Below are 21389 nucleotides of genomic sequence, written 5' to 3' on the forward strand. Positions count from 1 at the left end.
GAACGCAACGTCCGTCGATGGTGACAGCGACTCGACTCGAGCGACAACTGCCAGGGTCCGAAGCTATATACCCGCCACCTGACAAGGACCGGGTATGCGGGACGTCTACGTCATCGGTGCTGGACAGACCGCCTTCGGTTCGTTCCCGGAGCGAGGCTACCGGGACCTGTTCGCGGAGGCGTACGCGGCCGCCAGAGATCGGGTCGACCACGGCCTGGACACGGACGACGTCGACGAGGCGGTCGTCGCCACCCTCGGCGTCGGCGGCCGCCAGATCGGCCTCTCGGGGCCGGCCGTCACGGAACACGTCGGCCTCCACAACGTGCCCTGCTCGCGGATCGAGAACGCCTGCGGCGCCGGCGGCTTCGCCGTCCGCCAGGGCGTCCAGGCGATCAGGAGCGGCATGGCCGACGTCGTCCTCGCGGGCGGCTTCGAGGTCATGACCGACATGTCCGGCGACACCACGAAGTACTGGCTCGGCGTCTCCGGAGAGACCGAGTGGGAACGCCTCACCGGCACCACTTTCTCCGGTGTGTACGCCCAGATGGCCAGCGCCTACCTGGACGCCTACGACGCGACCCCCGAGGACCTCTCGCGAGTCGCCGTCAAGAACCACGCCAACGGCGCGAAGAATCCGAAGGCCCACCTCGACTTCGAGTGCTCGCTCGAGGACGTCGTCGCGGCGCCGGCGGTCGCCGACCCCCTCAATCTCTACCACTGCTGTCCGACCTCCGACGGCGCCGCCGCGGTCCTCCTCGCCAGCGAGGACGTCGTGGCCGAGTACACCGACGAGCGCGTTCGCGTCGCGGGCGTCGGTGCGGCCAGCGAGCGGGTCGGCCTCGCGGAACGCGACAGCTACACGAGCATCTCGGCCTCCCAGGAAGCCGGCAGACGAGCCTACGAGCGCGCGGGAATCGGCCCCGACGACCTCGACTTCGCCGAGGTCCACGACTGCTTCGCCATCGCGGAACTCATCGCCTACGAGGACCTGGGCTTCTGCGAACCCGGGGAGGCGCCGCGACTCCTCCGCGAGGGCGTCACCGACCCGGACGGCGACCTCCCGGTCAACACCTCCGGCGGCCTCAAGTCGAAAGGTCACCCCATCGGTGCGACCGGCACCGGGCAGGTCGTCGAGGTCTTCGATCAACTGACCGGAAACGCGGGCGACCGCCAACTCGAGGACCCACGCTACGGGCTCACCCACAACGTGGGCGGGAGCGGTGGCGCGACGGCGGTCCACGTCTTCGAGCGGGAGGTGGCGCGATGACCGCCTCTCGAGCGAGCGGCGAGGCGCCCGGCCCGAGCGAGGCGACAAAGCTTGGTATCGCGGGCGTCGGCGCGTACGCCCCCGACTACCGGCTCACTGCGGAGGCCATCACGGAGGCCTGGGGGCAGTTCCAGGGCGCCGGCATCTCCGAGACCGCCGTCCCCGCTGGCGACGAAGATACGCTGACAATGGCCTACGAGGCCGCCCAACGGGCGCTCGAGGCCGCAGACGTCGACCCCGGAACCATTACGCACCTCCTCCTCGGGACGACCACGCCACCGTACGAAGAGGAGGCGCTGGGGCCGCGCCTGACCAGCTTCCTCGGACTTGCCTCGTCGCTCGAGAGCCGCCAGTTCACCGGGAGCACCCGCGTCGGCGCAGACGCACTCCGGACGGGCCTCGAAACCGCGACCGACGGCGCCGTCCTGGTCGTCGCCAGTGACGCCCCACGTGGCGCCCCCTCGGACGAACACGAGCACGCGGGTGGAGCGGGCGCCGCCGCGCTCGTCTTGACGCCCAACGGCCCCGGGAGAGTCACTGACGCCGGAGAGTACGTCGACGCCGTCCCCGGAATCAGGTATCGAGAGGCGGGTTCGAGGGAAACGACCGGCCTCGACATTACGCAGTACGACCGGGACGCCTACACCGACGCCGTCGCGTCGGCCGTCGAGGGGCTCGAGTCCTCCCTCCAGGACGTCGACGCCGTCTGCCTCCAGTCGCCGAACGGCAAACTGCCATACCGTGCGGCGAGCGCGCTGGGGGGCGACGCCGAACGGATCCAGGCGGGGACGACCGTCCACGACATCGGGGACACCGGCGCCGCGAGCACCCTCCTCGGGCTCGCGAAGGCGCTCGAGGCCGGCCACCGCTCGCTCGGCCTGGTCGCGTACGGGTCGGGCGGCGGCGCGATCGCGATGCGCCTCGAGGTGGGCGGAGGCGACGCGGACGGTGGCGACGAGACCGACGCGGGCGGTGACTCCAACTCGAGCGACAGCGTCCCCGTCGAAACCGCACTCGAGGGCAATCGAACGCTCTCCTACGGCGAGTACCTCCGCATCCGCGGCGACGTGACGCCCGGCGAACCCGACGGCGGCGGCGCCTACGTCAGCGTCCCCAGCTGGAAACGGACGATGGCCCAGCGCCACCGCCTGGTCGCGGGCCGGTGTCGGGAGTGCGGGCGGCTCGCGTTCCCGCCTTCCGGCGCGTGTCGGGAGTGCGGAACGCTCGACGAGTACGACGACGTCGAACTCCCCGGGACGGGAACCGTCGAAGCCGCGACCGTGATCGGCCAGGGTGGCGCCCCACCGGAGTTCGTCGAGCAGCAGGCCCGCGAAGGGGCGTTCGTCAGCGCCGTCGTGGCCCTCGACGGCCCCGAACCCGACGACGAGCCCGTCTCGACCCCCACGCAGGTGCTGACGCCCGACACGGCGTCCGTGTCGGTCGGCGACAGCGTCGACGCGACGGTCCGGCGGATCTACACCCAAGAGGGCGTGACCCGGTACGGATTCAAGATGCAGTTGCTCGAGTCCTGATCCTCGACTCCTGAGCGCCCGAGTTCTGAGCACTCGAGTCCTGATCGCTCGAACTGGATTTTCGTCTCGACAAAATAGCGCGCTCGAGCTGGCTCACTCCCGCTCGAAGACGACGGCGACGCCCTGGCCGAACCCGACGCACATGGTCGCGAGACCGTAGCGGCCGTCGCGGCGAGCCAGTTCGTGGAGCAGGGTCGTCGTAATGCGGGCGCCGGAGCAGCCCAGCGGGTGGCCGAGCGCGATGGCGCCGCCGTTGACGTTCAGCTCGTCGTCGTTGAACCCGAGTTCGTCGGCGCAGTAGAGGCTCTGGGAGGCGAACGCCTCGTTGAGTTCCACGAGGTCGAGGTCCGAAACCGAGAGGTCGGCGGCCTCGAGCGCCTGCCTGGTGGCGGGAATCGGCCCCGTCCCCATCACGGTCGGATCGACCCCGGCGACGCCGCGGGCGCCGACGCTGGCCATAATCTCGAGACCGCCTTCCTCGGCGTACTCGCGACTCGTGACGAGCAGCCCTGCGGCGCCGTCGGTCAGCGGGGAGGCGTTGCCGGGCGTTACGGTCGCCGCGTCGTCGTCCGCGAACACGGTGGGGAGGCCGGCGAGGGTCTCGAGGTCGGTGTCAGGGCGGGGGCCCTCATCCGTATCAACTGTCCTGTCAGGCGCTTCGACCGGAACGACCTCGTCGTCGAACCGACCCTCGTCCCACGCCTCGAGCGCGCGTTCGTGCGAGCGAAGAGCGAATTCGTCTTGGGCTTCCCGCGAAATGTCGTACCGCCTGGCGACCCGTTCGGCGGTCGCACCCATCGGCAGGTCGTCGGTTTCGTAACGCTCCTCGATGCCGGGGTGGAGCCAACTCGAGAACGGGATCCGGCTCATGTGCTCGACGCCAGCGACGGGGTAGACGTCGCCGTCGCCCGTCTCGACGGCCCGGACGGCGTCGACGAGCGTCGTCAGCGATGAGCCACAGAGCCGAGTCGTCGTGGCTCCAGGGACGGTCTCCGGGAAGCCACCGGCGAGTAGCGACTGGCGGGCCAGGTTCCGCCCCTGTTCGTTCTCCTGGTTGGCACAGCCGAGTCGGAAGTCGTCCCACTCCTTGGCGGGGACGCCCGTGCGTTCGACCAGCGCCTCGAGGACGGTTACGACGAGGTCCTCGGGGTAGGTCTCGGCGAGTCCGCCGTTCTTGCGTCCCTGCGGCGTCCGTACGGCATCGACGATAACGGCCTCTGCGTCGGCGTCTGTCATCACGAGGGTGGTCGGACGGTCGGGGGTTAAGCGTTTGGCTCCCTGCAGTGGTCGTCGGTCTTGTGGGGTCGGGGCGGCGGCGAACGACCCGACGCGCAGGGTTGTTCGCCAGGCCGAACGTATCGCCCGAACGGAAACGGCTTTCACACAGCCCCGAAAACCCCGACACATGCGAGTCGCAGTACTCGGCGCCGGCACCATGGGCCACGGCATCGCCCAGGTGACGGCCATGGCGGGCCACGACGTGACCGTGCGAGACATCGAAACCGAATACGTCGAGAACGGCCTCGAGTCCATCGAGGCCAACCTCGAGGGCGGCATCGAACGCGACAAGGTCACCCGCGAGGAGGCCGACGCCGCGCTCGAGCGCCTCTCGGGAACGACGGATCTCGCGAACGCCGTCGAGGGCGCGGACCTCGTGATCGAGGCCGTCCCGGAGGACATCGACCTCAAGACGGGAACGCTCGAGGACGTGGAGGAACTCGTCGACGACGAGACGATCATCGCGACGAACACCTCGTCGCTGTCGATCACGGAGATCGCGAGCGCGGCCGAACGCGACGGACGGGTGATCGGCCTGCACTTCTTCAACCCGGTCCACATCATGGGGCTGGTCGAGATCGTCGTCGCCGAACAGACTGACGACGACACCGTCGCGTTCGCCCACGACTTCGTCGACGATATCGGCAAGACGCCGGTCGAAGTGACCGACTCACCCGGCTTCGCCTCCTCGAGACTCGGCGTCGCCCTCGGCGTCGAGGCGATCCGGATGGTCCAGGAAGGGGTCGCCGACCCGCGGGACGTCGACGCCGCGATGGAACTCGGCTACAACCACCCGATGGGACCCATCGAACTCGGCGACGTGGTCGGCCTCGACGTTCGCCTGGACATCCTCGAGTACCTGCGCGAGGAACTCGGCGAACGGTTCAGGCCGCCCCAGGCGCTCAAGCGGAAGGTACGTGCCGGCAAGTTAGGCAAGAAGACCGGCGAGGGGTTCTACGTCTGGGAGGACGGCGAGATCGTTGGCGTCAGCGGCGAGTACGAGGGTGACGGCGGCGAAGACGGTGACAACCGCGGAGGGGCGAACTGATGCTCCCCGACGAACCCATCGACGGCGTCGAGGACGTCGACGCCGCGGCCGAGGACTGCGACCTGGTCCACGCGAGCGTCGGCGACCACGTGCCCGGCGTCGCGACCGTCACGATCGATCGCCCGGACGCCCGAAACGCGCTCAACGCGCAGGTTCGGCGCGAGTTGAAGGAAATCGCGGCCGCCATCGTCGAGAGTGACGTCCGCGTCGTCGTCCTCACGGGTGCCGACGAGGCCAAGGCGTTTGTCGCCGGCGCCGACGTCGGCGAGTTCCGCGATCGGAGCGCCCTCGAGCAGCGTGAAATCTCGAAGCGCCCCCGCGTCTACGAGGTCATCGACGACATGCCCCAGCCGGTGATCGGCCGGCTCAACGGCCACGCGCTGGGCGGTGGCTGCGAACTCGCCCAGGCCTGTGACGTGCGAATCGCCCACGAGCGGGCGAAGATCGGCCAGCCGGAGATCAACCTCGGGATCATGCCCGGCGGTGGCGGCACCCAGCGCCTCCCCCGTCTCGTCGGGGAGGGCCAGGCGATGCGCCTGATCCTCTCGGGCGACCTGATCGACGCCGCAGAGGCGCTCGAGATCGGTCTCGTCGATGTCGTCTGTGGAGACGCCGAGGAACTGGACGAGGAGGTTTACGGCCTCGCGGAGTCGATGGCCGAGCAGAGCCCCGTCGCCCTCGAACTGGCCAAGACCGCCGTCAAGGCGGCTTCCCGGACCGACCTCGAGCAGGGCATCGAGTACGAGGCCGAACTGTTCGCTCAGCTGTTCGGAACCGCGGATAAGAACGAGGGGATCGACGCGTTCTTCGAGGATCGAGAGCCGGAGTGGACGGGAGAGTAGCCCGAGTTTCTGGGTCTTTTGCGGACGCTGTTCCGCCCGTCTACGGATCTCGCTCGAGTCGTCGTACCAGCCGACTGTACGTGTACAGAAAATCGCGCCGATGGTCGGCTCGAGCGCCGTTCAGGCGGGCGTCTCCCGCTCGGCCGGCGGCAGTCGGACGGCGTCGACGATGGGTTCGTCGAACGAGAGGCGCATGGCCAGGTCGCCGCCGCTTCGACCGGTGATCCGAAACCCCAGTTTCCGGTAGACGTGTACGGCTCGCTCGTTGGCCGCGTCCACGTCGAGCGTGAGCGCCTCGTGGCCGTTCTCGGCGGCCGTGGCGATCGTGTGCCGGCAGAGTTCGCTCCCGACGCCGCCGTCGTGGTAGTCGGGGTCGACGAAGATCACGAACTCGGGTTCCGCGCTCGAGTTTGCCGCGTAGGCCGCGTGGCCGACGACGCGCGTCCCGTCTCGAGCGACGAGATTGGTGCCCGTCTCGAGCAACGCGTCGAGCCAGGTATCGATTCGCTCGAGACGAATCGGCGGCAGTCCCATCGACCGGTGTGCGTCGGGGTAGTCCGCGTACATGGCTCGGAGGCCCTCGCGGTGGCGGTCGCTCGCTGGTTCGACGAGGAGCGCTCGTCCGTGTTTGTCGATGAAGCGTGGGCACCGGGGCGGACAGCCAGCGGTCCCCTCACACGCTGACGGGTTCCAGGCGGCGCAGGTATCGGTCGACATTATCGTTCTTGTCAGTAGATACGGATGCCAGCACCATCACGTTCTCCCCGAACATGCGTGGGTAGTTTTTGAGCTACTCACGACTGAAGTCGTGGGATTCAGCGTGGACTCCCGTTCTGGCCGATTCCTCGGCAGGAGAATAGCCTCCATTCACGTTCATTATCCCGCTGTTCAAGCGCACGCCCAAGGATGCGCCTCCGCCAGACCCAGTTTGGTTCCGACGGAGATACCGTAAGCCGATGTTCTTCGCGGCGTTGTAATCTGCGTGATTCTCGTACCCGCACTTCAGACACTCGAACTCCTCGCCGTTGCGGTTGTCAGGGTGCGTGAACCCACAGTGCGAGCAACGGCGTGACATGTTCTCGGGGTCAACCTGCTCAACTGTGATGCCGTGTTCCTCGGCTTTGTACTCGACATACTCGTACAGACGGTTGAACGCCCACTTGTGTCCCCACGACGCGCCAGTTCGCTCACGGATGTCGGTCAAGTCCTCGAACGCGATGACCGTACACCCGTTCTCACGAGCATCAGCGACGAGTTCGTTGCTGATACGGTGAAGCATTAGCTTGAACCGATCTTCTTCCTTCCGTCCGACTGACTGGATGTTCTCGTGTGCCCAGCGCGTTCCGCATTGTTGGAGTGAGCCACGACGTTTCTCGTACTCGCGCCGCCAGTGGTCGAACTCGTCGCCCGTCCAGAACGTGCCCGTCGATGTGACGGCGAGGTTGTTCACGCCGAGGTCAACCCCGAGAACCGTTCCGTTCTCAGGTGTTGCCTTCTCCGACGTGTCAGACTCCACATCCTTCTTGCAGTGGACGTGAAGCACCCAGTAGCCGTTGTGGTAGTGTAGTTCCGCACCCGTGATTTCGTATTCGTGTGAAAATAGGTACTCCGAGTGCGGCGTGTCACTATCCTCGCCGGGCAGTACGTAGTCGGCTTCGATGCGACCATCTGTGGTGGCGAGAGATACGTAATCGTCGTGGAATGTGGCGGTTCGGTGGTCGTAGACGACGTGTGGGCTGGTGAACGTCGGCTTCGAAGCTTTCTTGCCGTTTTTCCAGCGTGCGACGACGCTTTTGCAAGCTTCAGCGGCCTTGTTCCGAGCGGCTTGCACCAACCCACCGTTGAACCCGTCCGTTTTCTCGCGTACGTCGTCGTAGGTTTCGTCGTCTAGCGTGGTTTTGCTGGTGGTGACGTAGTCACCTTTGAAAGCGTGGTCTACGACGTGCTGTGCCGACCAGAGGAACGTGTCTACGGTGTCTTCGAGGAGTGCGGCGCCGTCGCTGTCCACGTCGAGTGCAACGGGGACGGTACGCCGCACCTCCATATCTTATATGTAGCACTGGTATTTCTTAAACGCTGGGGAGTCGGCCTGCCACTGTAGCGTGGTTTGGTTCAGCAGTGACGGATTCATCCCACGGCTAAAGCAGTGGTTTTTCTCCTGAATTTTGTATAACTCTCGAGGGGCGAACGCCGCCTCGAGCGAGTGTCTCGAACGTGCGGCGAGTCCTGATCCTGCGCTCACTCTGGCGAAACGGTCGTCACTGGTCGCTCACTGCTGCGGACGACGGCGAGACGGTCGTCACCGGTCGCTCGCTACTGAGGATTACCGCCTGGGTGACGCTCCCGAAGAGCACCTTCCCGGTGGGCGTCCGCTTGCGGCCGGAGAGACAGATCATGTCGGCCTCGAGGTCGGCCGCCGCCTCGACGAGTTCGCTCGCCGGGTCCCCACTCGACTCGAAGTACTCGTACTCGACGTCGTGGTCCTCGAGGACGTCGATGGCGCGTCGGACGGAATCGAGTTGCTGGATCGACGCCCCCTCCGGGTTCTCCTGGAAGACGTGGGTCAGGATTGCGGTCACGTCCGTACTCGCTGCGGGCAGCGAGGCGATCATTCGAGCCTGGGCCTGTGCTCGTTCGACGTTCGTGTCCAGACCGACCAGTATTCGGTACATGCGCGTCGATTGTGGTGGAATCGTCATAATCTCTCGGGTCCAGGGGTCATTCGAGGCGATTTGGGTGTGCTGCTCGAGGGGCCGTCGGTCGGGACATATGACGGGAGGAAAATCTATTTATCCGCTCTATTGGAACAGTCGTATCATGGCATACAGCTACGAGCCTCACTACTTCGAGGACTTCGAAGTGGGACAGACCTTCGAGAGCGTCGGCCGAACCGTGACCGAGTCCGACTTCGTCCTCCACTCGATGTTCACCGGCGACTGGACCGAGCTCCACACGAACAAACACTTCGCGGAGGAGGGTCACTTCGACGGGCGGGTCGCTCACGGCCCGATGACGTTCACACTGGCGACCGGGTTCGTCTACCGCTGTGGGATCGTCGAGCGAACGGTCTACGCCTTCCTCGGGATGAACTACATGAACATCCCCAATCCGGTCTACATGGACGACACCATCGAACTCGACATGGAGGTCACCGAGAAGCGCGAACTCTCGAGCAAGGACGACGCGGGCCTGGTGACGATCGATACCACCATGACGAACCAGGAGGACGACGTGGTGTTCGAGGGCGACATGAAGTTCCTCATCAAGATGCAGGAGTAATATTTCAACGTCGTTCGGGGTGAACCGTTCGTCTTCGGTCGATTTTCCGACAGTCGAACTACTTCTGGGACATATATAACCCGTTCATCTACGGGTGAATATTTATACAACATCCGCGATAGATGGACTTGTGACTCGAGATACCATGAGACAGGGGAACAGGCGGCAGTTTTTGAGGGGTGCAGTCGCTGGCGGGGCAGCCGGGCTGACCGGACTCGCCGGGTGTATTCAATCGTCAGGTGACGGCAATGGCGACGGGAACGGGAATGGAAACGGCAACGGCAACGGTAACGGAAACGGCAACGGCGGCGCGAGCGGAACCGTTCCACTTGCCGTCCTCGAGCCGTTCACGGGGCCATTCAGCGCGCTGGCCGAAGAACGCCACCGAGGAACGGAACTGGCCATCCAGCAGATAAACGAGAGCGACGAGTACGAGTTCGAATTCGAATACGAGGAGTACGACACCCAGCTCGACTCCGAGTCCGCGATCCAGGAGGCGAACAATGCCGTCCAGTCCCAGGGCGCGGAGTTCTTCACCGGGTGCATCTCGAGTTCGGTCGCCCTGGCGATGAACGAGTTCGCCCTGAACAACGAGGTGCTGTACACGCCGGGGGCGGCCGACGTCTCCATCACCGGGGAGAACTGCAACGAGTGGGTGTTCCGGTTCGAGACGAGCACTGCCCAGATCGCGGAAGTCATGTCGCGGTGGATGGCCGAGGAAATGGGCGACCAGCTGTTCTACCACATAGCCGACTACGCCTACGGCAACTCCGTCCACAACGAGATCAGTACGCGGATGGAGAACCTCAGCGATGGGTACGAGGAAATCGGCATCACCCGCTCGGACCCCGGTTCGACGGACTTCGCCTCGTTCATCACGCAGATTTCGGACGCCAGCGACGAGGCGGATGCGCTCGTCGTTGGGATGACCGGCGCGGACCTGGCGACGTTCCTCACGCAGGCGAAAGATCGAGGGCTCCACGACGACATTCCGATCGTGACGACGACCGGATCGTTCCGGGCCGTGATGTCCGGTGCGGGCGAGGGTGCCTACGGCATCTACAGCGGGACCCGGTACGTTCCGACGATCGAGACCGGCGACAACCAGACGTTTGTCAGCGACTACCAGGACGCTTACGACGGCGACCTCCCGGACAACTTTTCGCGCGTCGGCTACGAATCGATCCGAATGGTCGCGAACGGTATTCGGGAGGCCGGTTCGACCGACCCTGCTGACGTCAAGGACACCCTGCCTGGTATGGAACACGAGACGATTTTCGGTCCCGTCGAATTCCGGGAGTGCGATCACCAGGCGACGAACCCGGTCTGGATGGCCGAATGCGTCGAACCCGAGGAGGGGGACATCGCGGACGTGAACCTCCTCGAAGGGTGGGAACTCGACGGCGAGGAAGCTGCCCCCGACTGTGAATCGACGGGTTGTTCACTCTGACCGGAGAGCACTAGTTGAATGATATCTTCACACATCCTTCTGGAGGGGGCCACGACCGGAGTCTTTTCTTTCGTCTCCTTGCAGGGACTGCTGGACGGGCTCACGGTCGGCCTCATATACGTCCTGCTAGCGGCCGGGCTTTCCGTGATCTTTGGGGTCATGCACGTTATCAACTTCGCCCACGGCGAACTCTTTACGCTCGGTGCGTACTTCGCGCTCGCGTTAATTGCACCCCTCGGTGGCGGTTACGCGTTCTTCGCCGCCCTGTTGATTGCACCGCTTCTCGTCGGGGTCGTCGGCGTGGCGATCGAACGATTCACCGTCCGACCGCTGTACGGTCGAAATCCCCTCTATCACATCTTGCTCACGTTCGGACTGGTGCTCGTCATCAACGACCTGATCTATCTGGTGTGGGGGACGGGGAACCGCTCGTTCAATCGCCCCGGGATTATCCGTGGCACCTTCGAGCTGTTCGGGTTTAGTTTTAGCTCGTACAACCTGTTCATCATCGTCTTCGGGACTCTCGTCGCCCTCGCCGTCTGGGCGGCGCTCGAGCACACGCGGTACGGGCTCATTATTCGCGCCGGGTCACAGGACCGCCAGATGGTCCGGAATCTGGGTATCGATATCGACCGATACTACTCGCTGGTGTTCGGTGCTGGCGCCGCCCTCGCGGCGATTGCAGGGATCATCGTTGGCGGAACCCAGCAAGTGAGCCCCAGCATGGGGATGTCGTTCATCATCCCAGCGTTCGTCATCGTCGTCCTCGGCGGTCTCGGAAGTTTCAAGGGTGCGGTCGTCGGGGGGCTTCTCGTCGGGGTTCTCCAGGAGACGATTATTCGACCCAACGTCCCCGCGCTCGAGGGGACCGTGATCTTCCTACTGATGATCGCGATTTTGTTGGTTCGCCCACAGGGGCTGTTCGGAACCGAAGCTCCGGAGGACGAAAGCGGGACGTTACTGGCCGGAACCGACGGTGGCTTTCTGGATCAGGACACGCGACTGAAACTCGGGTTCGTGATGGTGGTCTTGCTGGTGTTGATTCCGTTCGGAAGCGGCTGGCTCTACTCGGGGTACGCAGTCACGCTCGTGACCCGGATGCTCCTGTGGGGACTGTTCGCGCTGTCGCTCGATTTCGTCATGGGGTACACCGGCCTCGTTTCGCTCGGCCACGTCCTCTTCTGGGGGCTTGGCGCATACACGGCCGCGATCACGCTGATCAACGTGAGCGAGTCCGCGTTCGTCGCAATCGCGCTGGCTATCGCGCTCTCTGCGGTGGCCGCGTGGATTGTCGGGGTTCTCTCCATTCGGGTCGCCGGCGTCTACTTCGCGATGATTACGCTCGCGTTCGCGGAATTGTTCTACAACGCGATCTATTCGATGGATACAATTTCGCTCTTCGGTCTCATCGAGGAGCGGCCGTTTACCGGCGGTTCGGACGGGCTCTTTGGCTTCGGCGCGTACTACGGTGTCGGAGGCGCCGGCATCGAACTCAACGAAATCGAGGTCGTCCTCGGTCCGGTCGTCCTCGGTGGCTCAGCCCTGTTCTACTACGTCGTACTGGCCGCCCTCGTCGCTTCGTTCTTCCTCACCCGACGAATTCTCAACTCGCCGTTCGGCGCGGTCATGAAAGCGATCCGTGAGAACGAACAACGGGCGACGTTCCTCGGCTACGACACGACCGTCTACAAGCGCCGTGCGTTCGTCATCAGCGGGGCAGTTGCCGGACTCGCCGGCAGTCTGTCAGCGCTCAACACGGGACTCGTTACGCCCTCGGCCGTCGAGTGGATCAAATCGGGCGAGGTTATCGTTATGGTCGTCCTTGGGGGCATGGGGACGCTGTACGGGCCGATTCTGGGCTCGTTCGTCTTCTTCGGCCTCGAGAACGTGCTGACCGACTTCACCGGCTACTGGCGACTGGTACTCGGTGTCATCTTCATCCTGTTCGTCATCTTCCTTCCGCGGGGACTGGTCTCGATCCCGGGACTACTACGACCACTCCTCTCGGGTGGGCCCGGCTCGAAACCAACGCCGGACGACACAACTCCCGGAGGTGACGACTGATGGCGACCGAACCGCTTCCGAGCAACGCAGACCCTATCCTCCGCACCGAGGGACTGGTCAAACGCTTCGGCGAGTTCACGGCGACGGATCACGTCGACCTCGAGCTCGAGCACGGCGAGTTCCGGAGCCTGATCGGGCCGAACGGGGCCGGCAAGACGACCCTGTTCAACCTCATCTCCGGGGCACTTCCGGTCACGGAAGGGGAGATATACTTCGCCGGACGCGACGACGAGGAACCGACTGCCATCACGTCGCTCTCGCCGGCCGAGCGCGTCCGCCGCGGCATCGGCCGATCGTTCCAGATATCGAATATATTTGGTGGCTTATCAGTTAGAGAAAACGTTAGGCTGGCAGTCCAGTCGGTAAACCGAGAGGAAATTGGGCTGCTCGAGTCGCTGTTTCGACCGACCGACCGCTACGACGAGATCACCGCCGAAACCGAGCACATTCTCGAGCGCGTCGGCCTCGAGTCGGTCGCGGACGTCACCGCTAACGCGCTTGCGTACGGCGATCGCCGTCGTCTCGAGATCGGCGTCGTTCTGGCGACCGATCCCGAACTGGTCTTGCTCGACGAGCCGACCGCCGGAATGAGCGTAGAGGAGACGCGAGAGACGATCGATCTGATCCAGGACGTCCTGGTAGATCAGACATTATTACTCATCGAACACGACATCGAACTCGTCATGGAACTTTCCGATCGAATCAGCGTGTTGAATCGCGGTGAACTCCTCGCGGAGGGAACGCCGGATCAGATCGCCAGTAACCAGGCCGTCCAGGACGCCTATCTCGGAGGGACGCTCGATGAGTGATCGCGTCCCACTTCTGGAACTCGAGGACGTCGACGCGGGCTACGGCGAGACGCGAGTCCTGCACGACCTGTCGCTCGCGATCGACGAGGGTGAAATCGTCTCGTTGATCGGGCGCAACGGCGCCGGTAAGACGACGACGCTCCGGTCGATTATGGGAATTATCACGCCTACGTCGGGAACGATCGCCTATCGCGGCGAGGATATCTCCCAGCTCGACGCCACGGCGACCGCCAAGCGGGGACTCTCGCTCGTCCCCGAGGAGCGCCAGATCTTCCCCGAGTTGACCGTCCGGGAGAACCTCGAACTCGCTTCCTACGGCGGGGCTGACGAGGTCGATTCGCTGTCGGTCGACGAGGCGCTCGAGACGTTCGAGAACCTCGCTGAACGCCACGAAAACGCCGGGTCGTCGCTTTCGGGCGGCGAACAGCAGATGCTCGCCATCGCCCGGGCGCTCGTCGCGGGGGCCGACCTCATCCTGCTCGACGAACCGACCGAGGGGCTCGCTCCCTACATCGTGCAGGACGTCATGGACATCATCGAGGACCTCAACGACCGGGGGATCACGGTTCTCCTCATCGAACAGAACGTCCACGTCGGCCTCGCCCTCGCGGACCGGAACTACGTCATCAACCAGGGCGAGATCGTCTGGGAGGGGACCTCGGCGGAACTCGAGGCCGACGAGGAGGTACTCGATCGGTTCCTCGGCGTCACCGCCTGAGAACCGTCTCCCCCGTGCGGGATATTTGGCTCGAGTCGCCGCTGGCCGGCGAGTCACGACCTCCCGCTCACGGCGTCCAACTTACGACGAATCCGTCACCGCTCGCATGACGGGGTTCGCCGTGATTCCGTGGACGACGATCGAGACGAGGACGACGGCCCCGACGAGCGCCCAGAGCAGATCGGCGTCGGAGAAGGCGGCCTCGTTGAGGCCGTGAGCGAGATAGTAGAACGAACCGATTCCTCGGATACCGAAGAACGCGATGGCGCCGCGTTCGGCCCACCCCGTACTCGAGCCGAGGAAGCCGACGAGACCGGCCAGCGGACGCACGAGGAAGACGATGACGACGGCAGCGATCGCCGCCTCGAGCGTCAGCGGCGCCAGTAGTCCCCCGGCAATCGCCCCGCCGAAGAAGACCATGATGACCCCCATGGAGACCTGTTCGGCGAGTTCGCTGATCTGGTGGAGCGCGTCGTTGTACTCGTGCGACCGTTCGGAACTGCGGATCGTCACTGCGGCGACGAAGACGGCGATGAAGCCGTAGCCGCCGACGAGTTCGGTAATCCCGTAGACGAGGAGTGTCCCGGCGACGGCCTCGAGCCCCTGGACGGACCTGGCGATCTGTGTGTTCGGTTCGGTGCCGAAGATGAGTCTGGCGCTGATCCAGCCGAGGATGACGCCGGCGAGGGTCCCGACGACGACCCGGTAGCCGACGTCGACCAGCAGCCACTCCCCCATCCAGTTACCCGGGGCGATGCCGACGAGGGCCATGGCGACGGCGAGGTTCGTGAACGGGAAGGCGAAGCCGTCGTTGAGTCCGGCCTCGGAGGAGAGCGCGAACCTGACCTCGTCATCGTACTCCCCCTCGCCGATCACGTCCTCTTCGGATCCGTCTCCGGGGTCTTCAACCTGAACTTCGGAGGCGAGCACGGGATCGGTCGGAGCGATACACGCCCCCAGGAGAATCGCCGTCGGGACGACGAGGCCGACCAGCCACCAGCCAACCAGCGCCGCACCGGCGATCGATAACGGCATTGCGATCAGCAGCAATCGCCAGGTCGACGACCAGGCACGCAGCCCTGGCGCCCGGTCGAGTTTCAGTCCGACGCCCATCAGCGCGATGATGACCCCGAACTCTGCCAGTCGTTCGACGACGTGGCCCTGCTCGAGCGGATCGGGGGCAGGGAGCCCGAACGGTAATCCGAACGCGAGAAACCCTAGGACCACGAAGAAAATGGGCAGAGAGATCGCTCTGTCGGCGACGTATCGGGGGAGCACGGCGATGCCGAACAGCGTCACACCGACGACGACGAAGCCGATGTCGTACAACTCGAGTACCACACCGATACTATCCATCAACGATCGGATAAGACCGGACCCGTCAGTTGCAGGCACAGCGTCGTTTACCGTGGTCGTCGTTCGTTCGCTATGGACCGACGGTTCGGAGGGGCGTCGAGTGTGTCGGAGTCGAGCGAATCGGGGCGGATTGAGTCAGAGTCGAGTGCGTCGGATCGAATCTCGAGACGCACCGCGCTCGGCATCCTCGGCGTCGGCGTTACCGCGTCGCTCGCGGGCTGTACCCAGGACGTAGGTGAGGAACTCCCACCGAATAAGTCCTGGCCGATCGCCGAACTCGTTCCCGACCTGCCGATAACGAAACGGACGGACGTGTTCGCGGCGGGAGTAGAGTCGGTAGACGACGAAATCACCGACGAGGACGCGTTCGCAGAGACGCTCGAGTCCGAGGGACTCGAAGTCGAGTCCCTCGAGCGCGAGCGGGACGTGCTGACCCTCGAGTACATCAACCGGGAGCGGTACGAAACGGGGACGATCCACGAACTCGGACCGATCGTCGGAGCCTACGCGGCCCTGGTCGACGCCGGCTACGACGCCGTCGCCCTCGCGATCACGATTCTCGACGACGCGCCCGAATCCTACGGCTCGGCGACGGTCGAGAGCGCGTGGGCCGAACGCTACGTGAGCGGCGACCTGACGGCCGCCGAGTACGGCGAACTGGTGGCAGGGACGATCGATTCGCGGCGCCACCCGCCGTTCGTCGGCGTCTCTCCGGAGGAGTAGCGTGATCGAGTAACCCGCGCCGGTCGTCTCGGTAGCCTCGTCCAGGACGACACTCGAGTTGGTGCCGATAGTCCGTCCTCTAGGTTTCCGCCGATAGCCTACCGATTCCCGCGGCGTTTATTACGTTCCCTTCCCGTCTTCGGGGTATGACCATCTACGAGAGCGACCTTCCCGGCGTCGGCAAGAAGTACGAGGTGGAACTCGAGGACGGGGAGCGCCTCGTCATCGTCACCCACAACACGGGCAAACGGGAGATCTACAAGAAAGTCGAAGAGGGCGCCGACAGCGAGAAGGTGTTCGAAATGTCCGATCGGCTCGCCCGCAAGGTGGGAACGATCCTCGAGGGGGCGTACTTCCAGCCCGTTCAATCGGAGCGCGTCGAGACCATGCTCACCGGCGAGACGTTCATCGAGTGGTACAACCTGGACCCGGCCTCGGAACTCGTCGGTCAGACCATCGCCGAGGCACAGATCCGCGAGCGGACCGGCGTCTCGATCGTCGCGATCCAGCGTGGTGAGGAGGTTCTCGCCGCACCGGGCCCGGAGACGACGTTCGCGGCCGACGACACGCTCGTCGTCGTCGGCGACCGGGACGACTGTCGGGACTTCGAGTCACTCGTTGGAGGCGACGGCGGAAGGTGATCCCCGTGCAGCCACCACTGGAGGTGTCCGAGAGTGGCAGCTGAAACCCACCTCGTCGACGTCGGCGCGCTCTTCGCCGTCGCCGCCGTCGCTGGCCTGCTCGCCTCGCGCATCGACCAGTCGGTGATCCCGTTTTACATCATCGCCGGGATGCTTTCGGGCCCGTACGTGCTCGGAACGGTCGACCTTCCGGCCCTCCTGGGGACCGGCGTTCTCCCACACGGGGAGGCCCTGGCGCTCGACGGCCAGTCGGAGTTCATCCACCTGGGCGCCGAACTCGGGATCGTCTTCCTGTTGTTCTTCCTCGGCCTCGAGTTCAACCTCGAGCGACTGCTGGCGTCCAGACACGACATCGGGAGGGCCGGGAGCGTCGACCTGGCCATCAACTTCGGCGCCGGACTGGTCCTCGGGTTCGTCCTCTTCGAATCCCTCCTCGCGGCCCTGCTCGTCGCGGGCATCGTCTACATCTCCTCGAGTGCGATCATCACCAAGTCCCTGATCGACCTCGGCTGGATCGCCAACGACGAGGCGAACCCGCTGCTCGGCACGCTCGTCTACGAGGACCTCTTCATCGCGATCTATCTCGCGGTCGTCTCCGCGCTCGTCCTGGGCGGCGGCGACGTTGGCGAGGCGCTCGGCTCGATCGGGGTCGCGATCGGGTTCATCCTCGCGCTCTTGATACTCGTCCAGTTCGGCACCGCCTGGTTCCAGCGGAGCCTCGAGACCGACTCGAACGAGTTCCTCGTCCTCCGCACGCTGGGAATCCTCGTCCTGATTGCAGGCGCCGCGCTCGCCCTGGGTGTGAGCGAAGCCGTCGCCGCCTTCTTCGTCGGGATGGCCTTTTCGGCGACCGACCACGTCCACGACCTCGAACAACTGCTCGAGCCCGTCCGGGACGTCTTCGCCGCCATCTTCTTCTTCTGGATCGGCCTCGAGACGAACCCGCAGCTGTTCGCCGGCGTCGCCGGGTTGATCGCCGTCGCGGTGATCGCCACGACGCCGACGAAACTGCTGAGTGGCTACCTCGGTGGTCGAATCTACGACCTCGACGAACGACGATCCCTGCGGGTCGGCCTCGGCATGACGACTCGCGGTGAGTTCTCCCTGATCATTGCGAGCATCGCCCTGGCCGGTGCTGGCGGGGCGCTTTCGGACTCGATTGCGACCGACATCTACGCGTTCGCCGTCGGCTACGTCCTCGTCATGAGTATCCTCGGGACGACCCTCATGCAGTACGCCGACCGTGTCGAAGCGGTGCTCGTGCCGCGCCTCGAGGCGCGCAGCGGGGCGGTCTCGAGCGGCGATTGATCGATCGATTCGACCGTCGAGTTTCTTCGTCCGAAACGAACTCACAGCAGACGTCGGTACGACTCGCGCCAGAGTTCAACAGACAACTTCAAACCCCTCGAGCCCCCTCCATCCCCCATGCTCGAGGCAGTCGTCTTCGACCTAGATTACACGCTGGCGGTCCCCGACCGGGACCGGGAGACGTTGCTCACCGAGGCGACGGCCGCGGCCGGCGCGCCGCCGCTCTCGCGCGAGTCGTACCTCGAGGCCCACCGGAACAACCTCACGCGCGAGAGCCGCGAGCCAATCTTCGCGGACCTGCTCGCCGACCACGACACGAGTGCCGAACCCGGCGCCATCGCCACGGCCTACCGGGAGTCGATCGCCGACGCCCTCACGCCGCTGGCGGGCGTCGAAACCATGCTCGAGGACCTCCGGTCGACCTACCGCGTGGGACTCCTGACGAACGGGCCCGTCCGGGCCCAGCGGGACAAACTCGAGACGCTCGGTTGGGAAGGCCGGTTCGACGCGGCGCTGGTGACTGGCGAGCTCGAGGCGGGCAAGCCCGATCGGCGGGCGTTCGAGGCAATTCTGGGGGAGCTGGCTGTCGAACCCGAGCGAGCCGTGTACGTCGGCGACGAGCGCGAGGCGGACGTGGAGGGGGCAACTCGAGCCGGAATGCGGGCGATCCAGGTGCTCCGATCGGACACCGAACCCGACTCGCGGGCGGTCGCTCACGTCGACCAGTCTGCCATCACACGCGAACTGCCTGCTGTTCTCGCGTCGCTGTAACCACTCGCATCGGCACGTGGTCGCTAGAGTCGCGTGCGGTCCTGGCCCGTCACCGATACATTGGGGCCACCCCCACGGTGATATCGCGCATACCGGTTCCGGGCTACTAACCGCATGCTCACCCCGACATGGAGTAAATGTGGACGTAGCAGCTCTTGATTCCAGAGTAACCGCTAAACTGAAAGCGAAAGGTAGGGGTCTCAGTGAATATGCTCCCTAACGAACGAAGGAGTTCACAGAGGGGACGATCGCTTTACCATCGTATTGGCCGGAACACTTGATGGTCATAACCACGACAACTGTCCGGAAGATGTGTGTAGAAGCGGTCTATGGACGAACCTAGGAAGAGATCCTAAAGAAGGCGGTTATCGCTCGAGATGGCGTCCAGGACAGAGGGAGGCATGAGCAGGACAAAGAGAGTGACCCGGAAAAGAGGGAGAAATCACGCTCTCAAAAATTCATAATCGGTTACTGTCTTGCGTTTTCGGGGTTAGCGGTCACCAGGAAGAGAAACGCTACGAAGAGGGCCCCAAGCCAGTCTCACCAAATCGAATTCGCTGGTTTAGAGCCTTCTCTGGAGGGGATCTCACTCACCCACTCGAGTCGAACGTGTGGCCGACCAGTACACGACTCGAAAGTTCATAATCGGTTCCCTGCTATCGGTTTTGGGGTACTAGATAGCACTGGAATTACCGGAGAGACTGAGACACTTTCCGAGAAGGCAAACACACGCGAGAGCACGTCTCGAACCGGATATGAACGTTTAACGACTCGAGTCCTGCATCTGCTCAGCGAGCGCCGATCACGAAACGGACCTCGCTCACCCATTAGTCTCGGCAATCACCAAAACATACGCGAAGGCTCCTTAATCGCCTCGAGGGGGCTCTTACTCGATGATTGGGTCACAGGTCATGCTCTCGAGGGAGGCCCTTATCGTGCAATCCTTCCTAGACTATCTTCATAATCGGCCCTCGAAACAGAGACCAGACCTACTCTTCCGGACAGAGAACCCGATTATGAGGTATCTGATACGCGATTAGTACGTTTTGTTGTAAATCGACCAGATGCCGTGCCACCTTCGCGCTCTCAATTCGCACGACAACCGAAATGTATCGCCATAGATGGATCTCACGAGGCACAGTTCGCATCGTCTTTCCGCGACGAGGAACTGGACGCAAATAATCGAAAATAGCCACATTAATAGTTCCATTCGTGCAATTCTTGCACAATGGTACACGGGAAGATGGCTGCGTCCGGCCACGAACAGGTAACGCACTTCGTCGACGACGAAACCGGCCTGGAGGCGATCGTCGCCATCCACGACACGACGCTCGGCCCCTCTCTCGGCGGCACTCGGCTACTCCCCTACGAGGGCCACGACGCCGCCCTGCGCGACGTCATGCGCCTCTCGCGCGCGATGACCTACAAGGCGGCCGCCGCCGACCTCGACTTAGGCGGCGGGAAGGCCGTCATCCGCGCCGATCCGTCCGAGAAGACCGAGGACCTGATGGCGGCCTACGGACGGATGATCGACCGACTCGGCGGCTACTACATCACCTCCGTTGACGTCAACACCGGCGTCGCGGACATGGACGTGATCGCGGGCGAAACCGACCACGTCGTCGGTACGAGCGCAGGACTCGGAGATCCCTCGCCGATCACGTCCCGCGGCGTCTTCGAGGGACTGCGAGCCTGCGTCGAGGCCACCTACGGGACGCCGGACGTGGACGGCCTCTCCGTCGTCGTCCAGGGCGTCGGGAAAGTCGGCAGCGGCCTCGCCGAACTCCTCGACGAGCACGGCGCCGAGGTCGCGGTGAGCGACATCGACGAGGAAGCGACCGCCGCACTCGCCCGCGAGTACGGCTTCGAGACCGTCGCCCCTTCGGCCGTCTACGAACAGCCCTGTGACGTCTTCGCCCCCTGTGCGATCGGCGGCGTCGTCAACGACGAGACGATTCCCCAACTCGAGTGCGACATCGTTGCCGGTGGGGCGAACAACATCCTCGACGAGCGGGCCCACGCGCAGGCGCTCCGGAATCGGGACATTCTCTACGCGCCCGATTACGTGCTCAACGCGGGCGGTCTGATCACCGTCGCCGCTGAACATACCGGTGACACGAGAGAACAGGCGCTCGCCGACGCGATGGCCATCGGCGACCGGACCCGGACGCTCATCGAGCGCGCCGAGGCCGACGACGTAACCGTCCTCGAGGCCGCGGATCGGTACGCGCTCGAGCGGATCGAGGCGGCCGAGGTCGAGGCGGCGTCTCCGTCGTCCAGGTAATGCCTGAGCCGGACCGACC

19 protein-coding genes are annotated in these 21389 nt (G+C 64.4%); 14 read left to right on the forward strand and 5 right to left on the reverse strand.

The genetic code is table 11. The features are described 5' to 3' along the window. Nucleotides 1–94 precede the first annotated feature (94 nt). Both AC6I65_RS06220 and AC6I65_RS06225 read left to right on the forward strand, forming a co-directional pair. Nucleotides 95–1267 carry a thiolase domain-containing protein gene (locus AC6I65_RS06220; protein WP_497901072.1) on the forward strand — a complete coding sequence of 391 codons (1173 nt, stop codon included), beginning with the start codon at nt 95–97 and terminating at the stop codon, nt 1265–1267. Beyond that, complete coding sequence (locus tag AC6I65_RS06225; RefSeq protein ID WP_497901073.1) at nt 1264–2799, forward strand: zinc ribbon domain-containing protein; 1536 nt, start codon at nt 1264–1266, stop codon at nt 2797–2799. Before AC6I65_RS06220 ends, AC6I65_RS06225 begins: the two co-directional genes overlap by 4 nt. A 93-nt stretch (nt 2800–2892) precedes the next feature. Here the strand turns inward: AC6I65_RS06225 and AC6I65_RS06230 are convergent, their stop codons facing one another. Then, on the reverse strand, nt 2893–4035 hold the full coding sequence (locus AC6I65_RS06230; RefSeq protein WP_497901074.1) for a thiolase family protein: 1143 nt from the start codon (nt 4033–4035) through the stop codon (nt 2893–2895). Nucleotides 4036–4204: 169 nt separating this feature from the next. Between AC6I65_RS06230 and AC6I65_RS06235 the strand changes: the two genes are divergently transcribed. Both AC6I65_RS06235 and AC6I65_RS06240 read left to right on the forward strand, forming a co-directional pair. Next, a complete protein-coding gene (locus tag AC6I65_RS06235; protein ID WP_497901075.1) occupies nt 4205–5125 on the forward strand; it encodes a 3-hydroxyacyl-CoA dehydrogenase family protein in 921 nt (306 codons plus the stop codon). Beyond that, nucleotides 5125–5967 (forward strand): enoyl-CoA hydratase/isomerase family protein, encoded by an 843-nt coding sequence (locus AC6I65_RS06240; protein ID WP_497901076.1) that lies wholly within the window; start codon nt 5125–5127, stop codon nt 5965–5967. The genes AC6I65_RS06235 and AC6I65_RS06240 overlap by 1 nt, the downstream gene beginning before the upstream one ends. A gap of 120 nt (nt 5968–6087) precedes the next feature. Here AC6I65_RS06240 and AC6I65_RS06245 read toward each other — a convergent pair whose 3' ends face one another. From AC6I65_RS06245 to AC6I65_RS06255, 3 genes are all read right to left on the reverse strand, one after another. Then, the gene (locus tag AC6I65_RS06245; protein ID WP_497901077.1) at nt 6088–6684 is read right to left on the reverse strand and encodes a GNAT family N-acetyltransferase; all 597 of its coding nucleotides are present in this window, start codon (nt 6682–6684) and stop codon (nt 6088–6090) included. 73 nt (nt 6685–6757) lie between these two features. After that, a complete protein-coding gene (locus AC6I65_RS06250) occupies nt 6758–8011 on the reverse strand; it encodes an RNA-guided endonuclease InsQ/TnpB family protein (protein ID WP_497901078.1) in 1254 nt (417 codons plus the stop codon). A 214-nt stretch (nt 8012–8225) separates the two neighbouring features. Continuing rightward, nucleotides 8226–8639, reverse strand: coding sequence for a universal stress protein (locus tag AC6I65_RS06255; protein ID WP_497901079.1), 414 nt, complete (start codon nt 8637–8639; stop codon nt 8226–8228). Between the two features lie 145 nt (nt 8640–8784). Between AC6I65_RS06255 and AC6I65_RS06260 the strand changes: the two genes are divergently transcribed. From AC6I65_RS06260 to AC6I65_RS06280, 5 genes are all read left to right on the forward strand, one after another. Next, nucleotides 8785–9246: a MaoC/PaaZ C-terminal domain-containing protein gene (locus AC6I65_RS06260; RefSeq protein WP_497901080.1), complete on the forward strand. Its 462-nt coding sequence runs from the start codon at nt 8785–8787 to the stop codon at nt 9244–9246. 145 nt (nt 9247–9391) lie between these two features. Beyond that, nucleotides 9392–10696 (forward strand): ABC transporter substrate-binding protein, encoded by a 1305-nt coding sequence (locus AC6I65_RS06265; protein ID WP_497901081.1) that lies wholly within the window; start codon nt 9392–9394, stop codon nt 10694–10696. Nucleotides 10697–10714: 18 nt separating this feature from the next. Next, the gene (locus tag AC6I65_RS06270; protein WP_497901082.1) at nt 10715–12760 is read left to right on the forward strand and encodes an ABC transporter permease; all 2046 of its coding nucleotides are present in this window, start codon (nt 10715–10717) and stop codon (nt 12758–12760) included. Next, entirely contained in the window at nt 12760–13569 is an 810-nt protein-coding gene (locus tag AC6I65_RS06275; RefSeq protein ID WP_497901083.1) for an ABC transporter ATP-binding protein, read from the forward strand. Before AC6I65_RS06270 ends, AC6I65_RS06275 begins: the two co-directional genes overlap by 1 nt. Next, nucleotides 13562–14287 carry an ABC transporter ATP-binding protein gene (locus AC6I65_RS06280; protein WP_497901084.1) on the forward strand — a complete coding sequence of 242 codons (726 nt, stop codon included), beginning with the start codon at nt 13562–13564 and terminating at the stop codon, nt 14285–14287. The genes AC6I65_RS06275 and AC6I65_RS06280 overlap by 8 nt, the downstream gene beginning before the upstream one ends. Nucleotides 14288–14368: 81 nt before the next feature. Here AC6I65_RS06280 and AC6I65_RS06285 read toward each other — a convergent pair whose 3' ends face one another. Continuing rightward, a complete protein-coding gene (locus tag AC6I65_RS06285; protein ID WP_497901085.1) occupies nt 14369–15628 on the reverse strand; it encodes a cation:proton antiporter in 1260 nt (419 codons plus the stop codon). A gap of 87 nt (nt 15629–15715) precedes the next feature. Between AC6I65_RS06285 and AC6I65_RS06290 the strand changes: the two genes are divergently transcribed. The 5 genes from AC6I65_RS06290 (at nt 15716) to AC6I65_RS06310 (ending at nt 21370) form a co-directional block, all read left to right on the forward strand. Further along, nucleotides 15716–16366: a DUF8159 domain-containing protein gene (locus tag AC6I65_RS06290; RefSeq protein ID WP_497901086.1), complete on the forward strand. Its 651-nt coding sequence runs from the start codon at nt 15716–15718 to the stop codon at nt 16364–16366. A 146-nt stretch (nt 16367–16512) separates the two neighbouring features. Continuing rightward, on the forward strand, nt 16513–17007 hold the full coding sequence (locus AC6I65_RS06295) for a cation:proton antiporter regulatory subunit (RefSeq protein WP_497901087.1): 495 nt from the start codon (nt 16513–16515) through the stop codon (nt 17005–17007). Between the two features lie 33 nt (nt 17008–17040). Continuing rightward, nucleotides 17041–18315, forward strand: coding sequence for a cation:proton antiporter (locus AC6I65_RS06300; protein WP_497901088.1), 1275 nt, complete (start codon nt 17041–17043; stop codon nt 18313–18315). A gap of 117 nt (nt 18316–18432) precedes the next feature. After that, a complete protein-coding gene (locus tag AC6I65_RS06305) occupies nt 18433–19086 on the forward strand; it encodes an HAD family hydrolase (protein WP_497901089.1) in 654 nt (217 codons plus the stop codon). Between the two features lie 1228 nt (nt 19087–20314). Further along, nucleotides 20315–21370, forward strand: a complete 1056-nt coding sequence (locus AC6I65_RS06310; protein ID WP_497901090.1) for a Leu/Phe/Val dehydrogenase — start codon at nt 20315–20317, stop codon at nt 21368–21370. Nucleotides 21371–21389: the final 19 nt, after the last annotated feature.

The organism is Natronosalvus sp. KLKA75 (genome assembly GCF_059736265.1).

What these genes read in the sequence shown, in the direction of transcription:
- AC6I65_RS06220 (WP_497901072.1), top strand. Translation starts at nt 95, where the DNA reads ATGCGGGACGTCTACGTCATCGGTGCTGGACAGACCGCCTTCGGTTCG.
- AC6I65_RS06225 (WP_497901073.1), top strand. Translation starts at nt 1,264, where the DNA reads ATGACCGCCTCTCGAGCGAGCGGCGAGGCGCCCGGCCCGAGCGAGGCG.
- AC6I65_RS06230 (WP_497901074.1), bottom strand. Translation starts at nt 4,035, where the DNA reads ATGACAGACGCCGACGCAGAGGCCGTTATCGTCGATGCCGTACGGACG.
- AC6I65_RS06235 (WP_497901075.1), top strand. Translation starts at nt 4,205, where the DNA reads ATGCGAGTCGCAGTACTCGGCGCCGGCACCATGGGCCACGGCATCGCC.
- AC6I65_RS06240 (WP_497901076.1), top strand. Translation starts at nt 5,125, where the DNA reads ATGCTCCCCGACGAACCCATCGACGGCGTCGAGGACGTCGACGCCGCG.
- AC6I65_RS06245 (WP_497901077.1), bottom strand. Translation starts at nt 6,684, where the DNA reads ATGTCGACCGATACCTGCGCCGCCTGGAACCCGTCAGCGTGTGAGGGG.
- AC6I65_RS06250 (WP_497901078.1), bottom strand. Translation starts at nt 8,011, where the DNA reads ATGGAGGTGCGGCGTACCGTCCCCGTTGCACTCGACGTGGACAGCGAC.
- AC6I65_RS06255 (WP_497901079.1), bottom strand. Translation starts at nt 8,639, where the DNA reads ATGTACCGAATACTGGTCGGTCTGGACACGAACGTCGAACGAGCACAG.
- AC6I65_RS06260 (WP_497901080.1), top strand. Translation starts at nt 8,785, where the DNA reads ATGGCATACAGCTACGAGCCTCACTACTTCGAGGACTTCGAAGTGGGA.
- AC6I65_RS06265 (WP_497901081.1), top strand. Translation starts at nt 9,392, where the DNA reads ATGAGACAGGGGAACAGGCGGCAGTTTTTGAGGGGTGCAGTCGCTGGC.
- AC6I65_RS06270 (WP_497901082.1), top strand. Translation starts at nt 10,715, where the DNA reads ATGATATCTTCACACATCCTTCTGGAGGGGGCCACGACCGGAGTCTTT.
- AC6I65_RS06275 (WP_497901083.1), top strand. Translation starts at nt 12,760, where the DNA reads ATGGCGACCGAACCGCTTCCGAGCAACGCAGACCCTATCCTCCGCACC.
- AC6I65_RS06280 (WP_497901084.1), top strand. Translation starts at nt 13,562, where the DNA reads ATGAGTGATCGCGTCCCACTTCTGGAACTCGAGGACGTCGACGCGGGC.
- AC6I65_RS06290 (WP_497901086.1), top strand. Translation starts at nt 15,716, where the DNA reads ATGGACCGACGGTTCGGAGGGGCGTCGAGTGTGTCGGAGTCGAGCGAA.
- AC6I65_RS06295 (WP_497901087.1), top strand. Translation starts at nt 16,513, where the DNA reads ATGACCATCTACGAGAGCGACCTTCCCGGCGTCGGCAAGAAGTACGAG.
- AC6I65_RS06305 (WP_497901089.1), top strand. Translation starts at nt 18,433, where the DNA reads ATGCTCGAGGCAGTCGTCTTCGACCTAGATTACACGCTGGCGGTCCCC.
- AC6I65_RS06310 (WP_497901090.1), top strand. Translation starts at nt 20,315, where the DNA reads ATGGTACACGGGAAGATGGCTGCGTCCGGCCACGAACAGGTAACGCAC.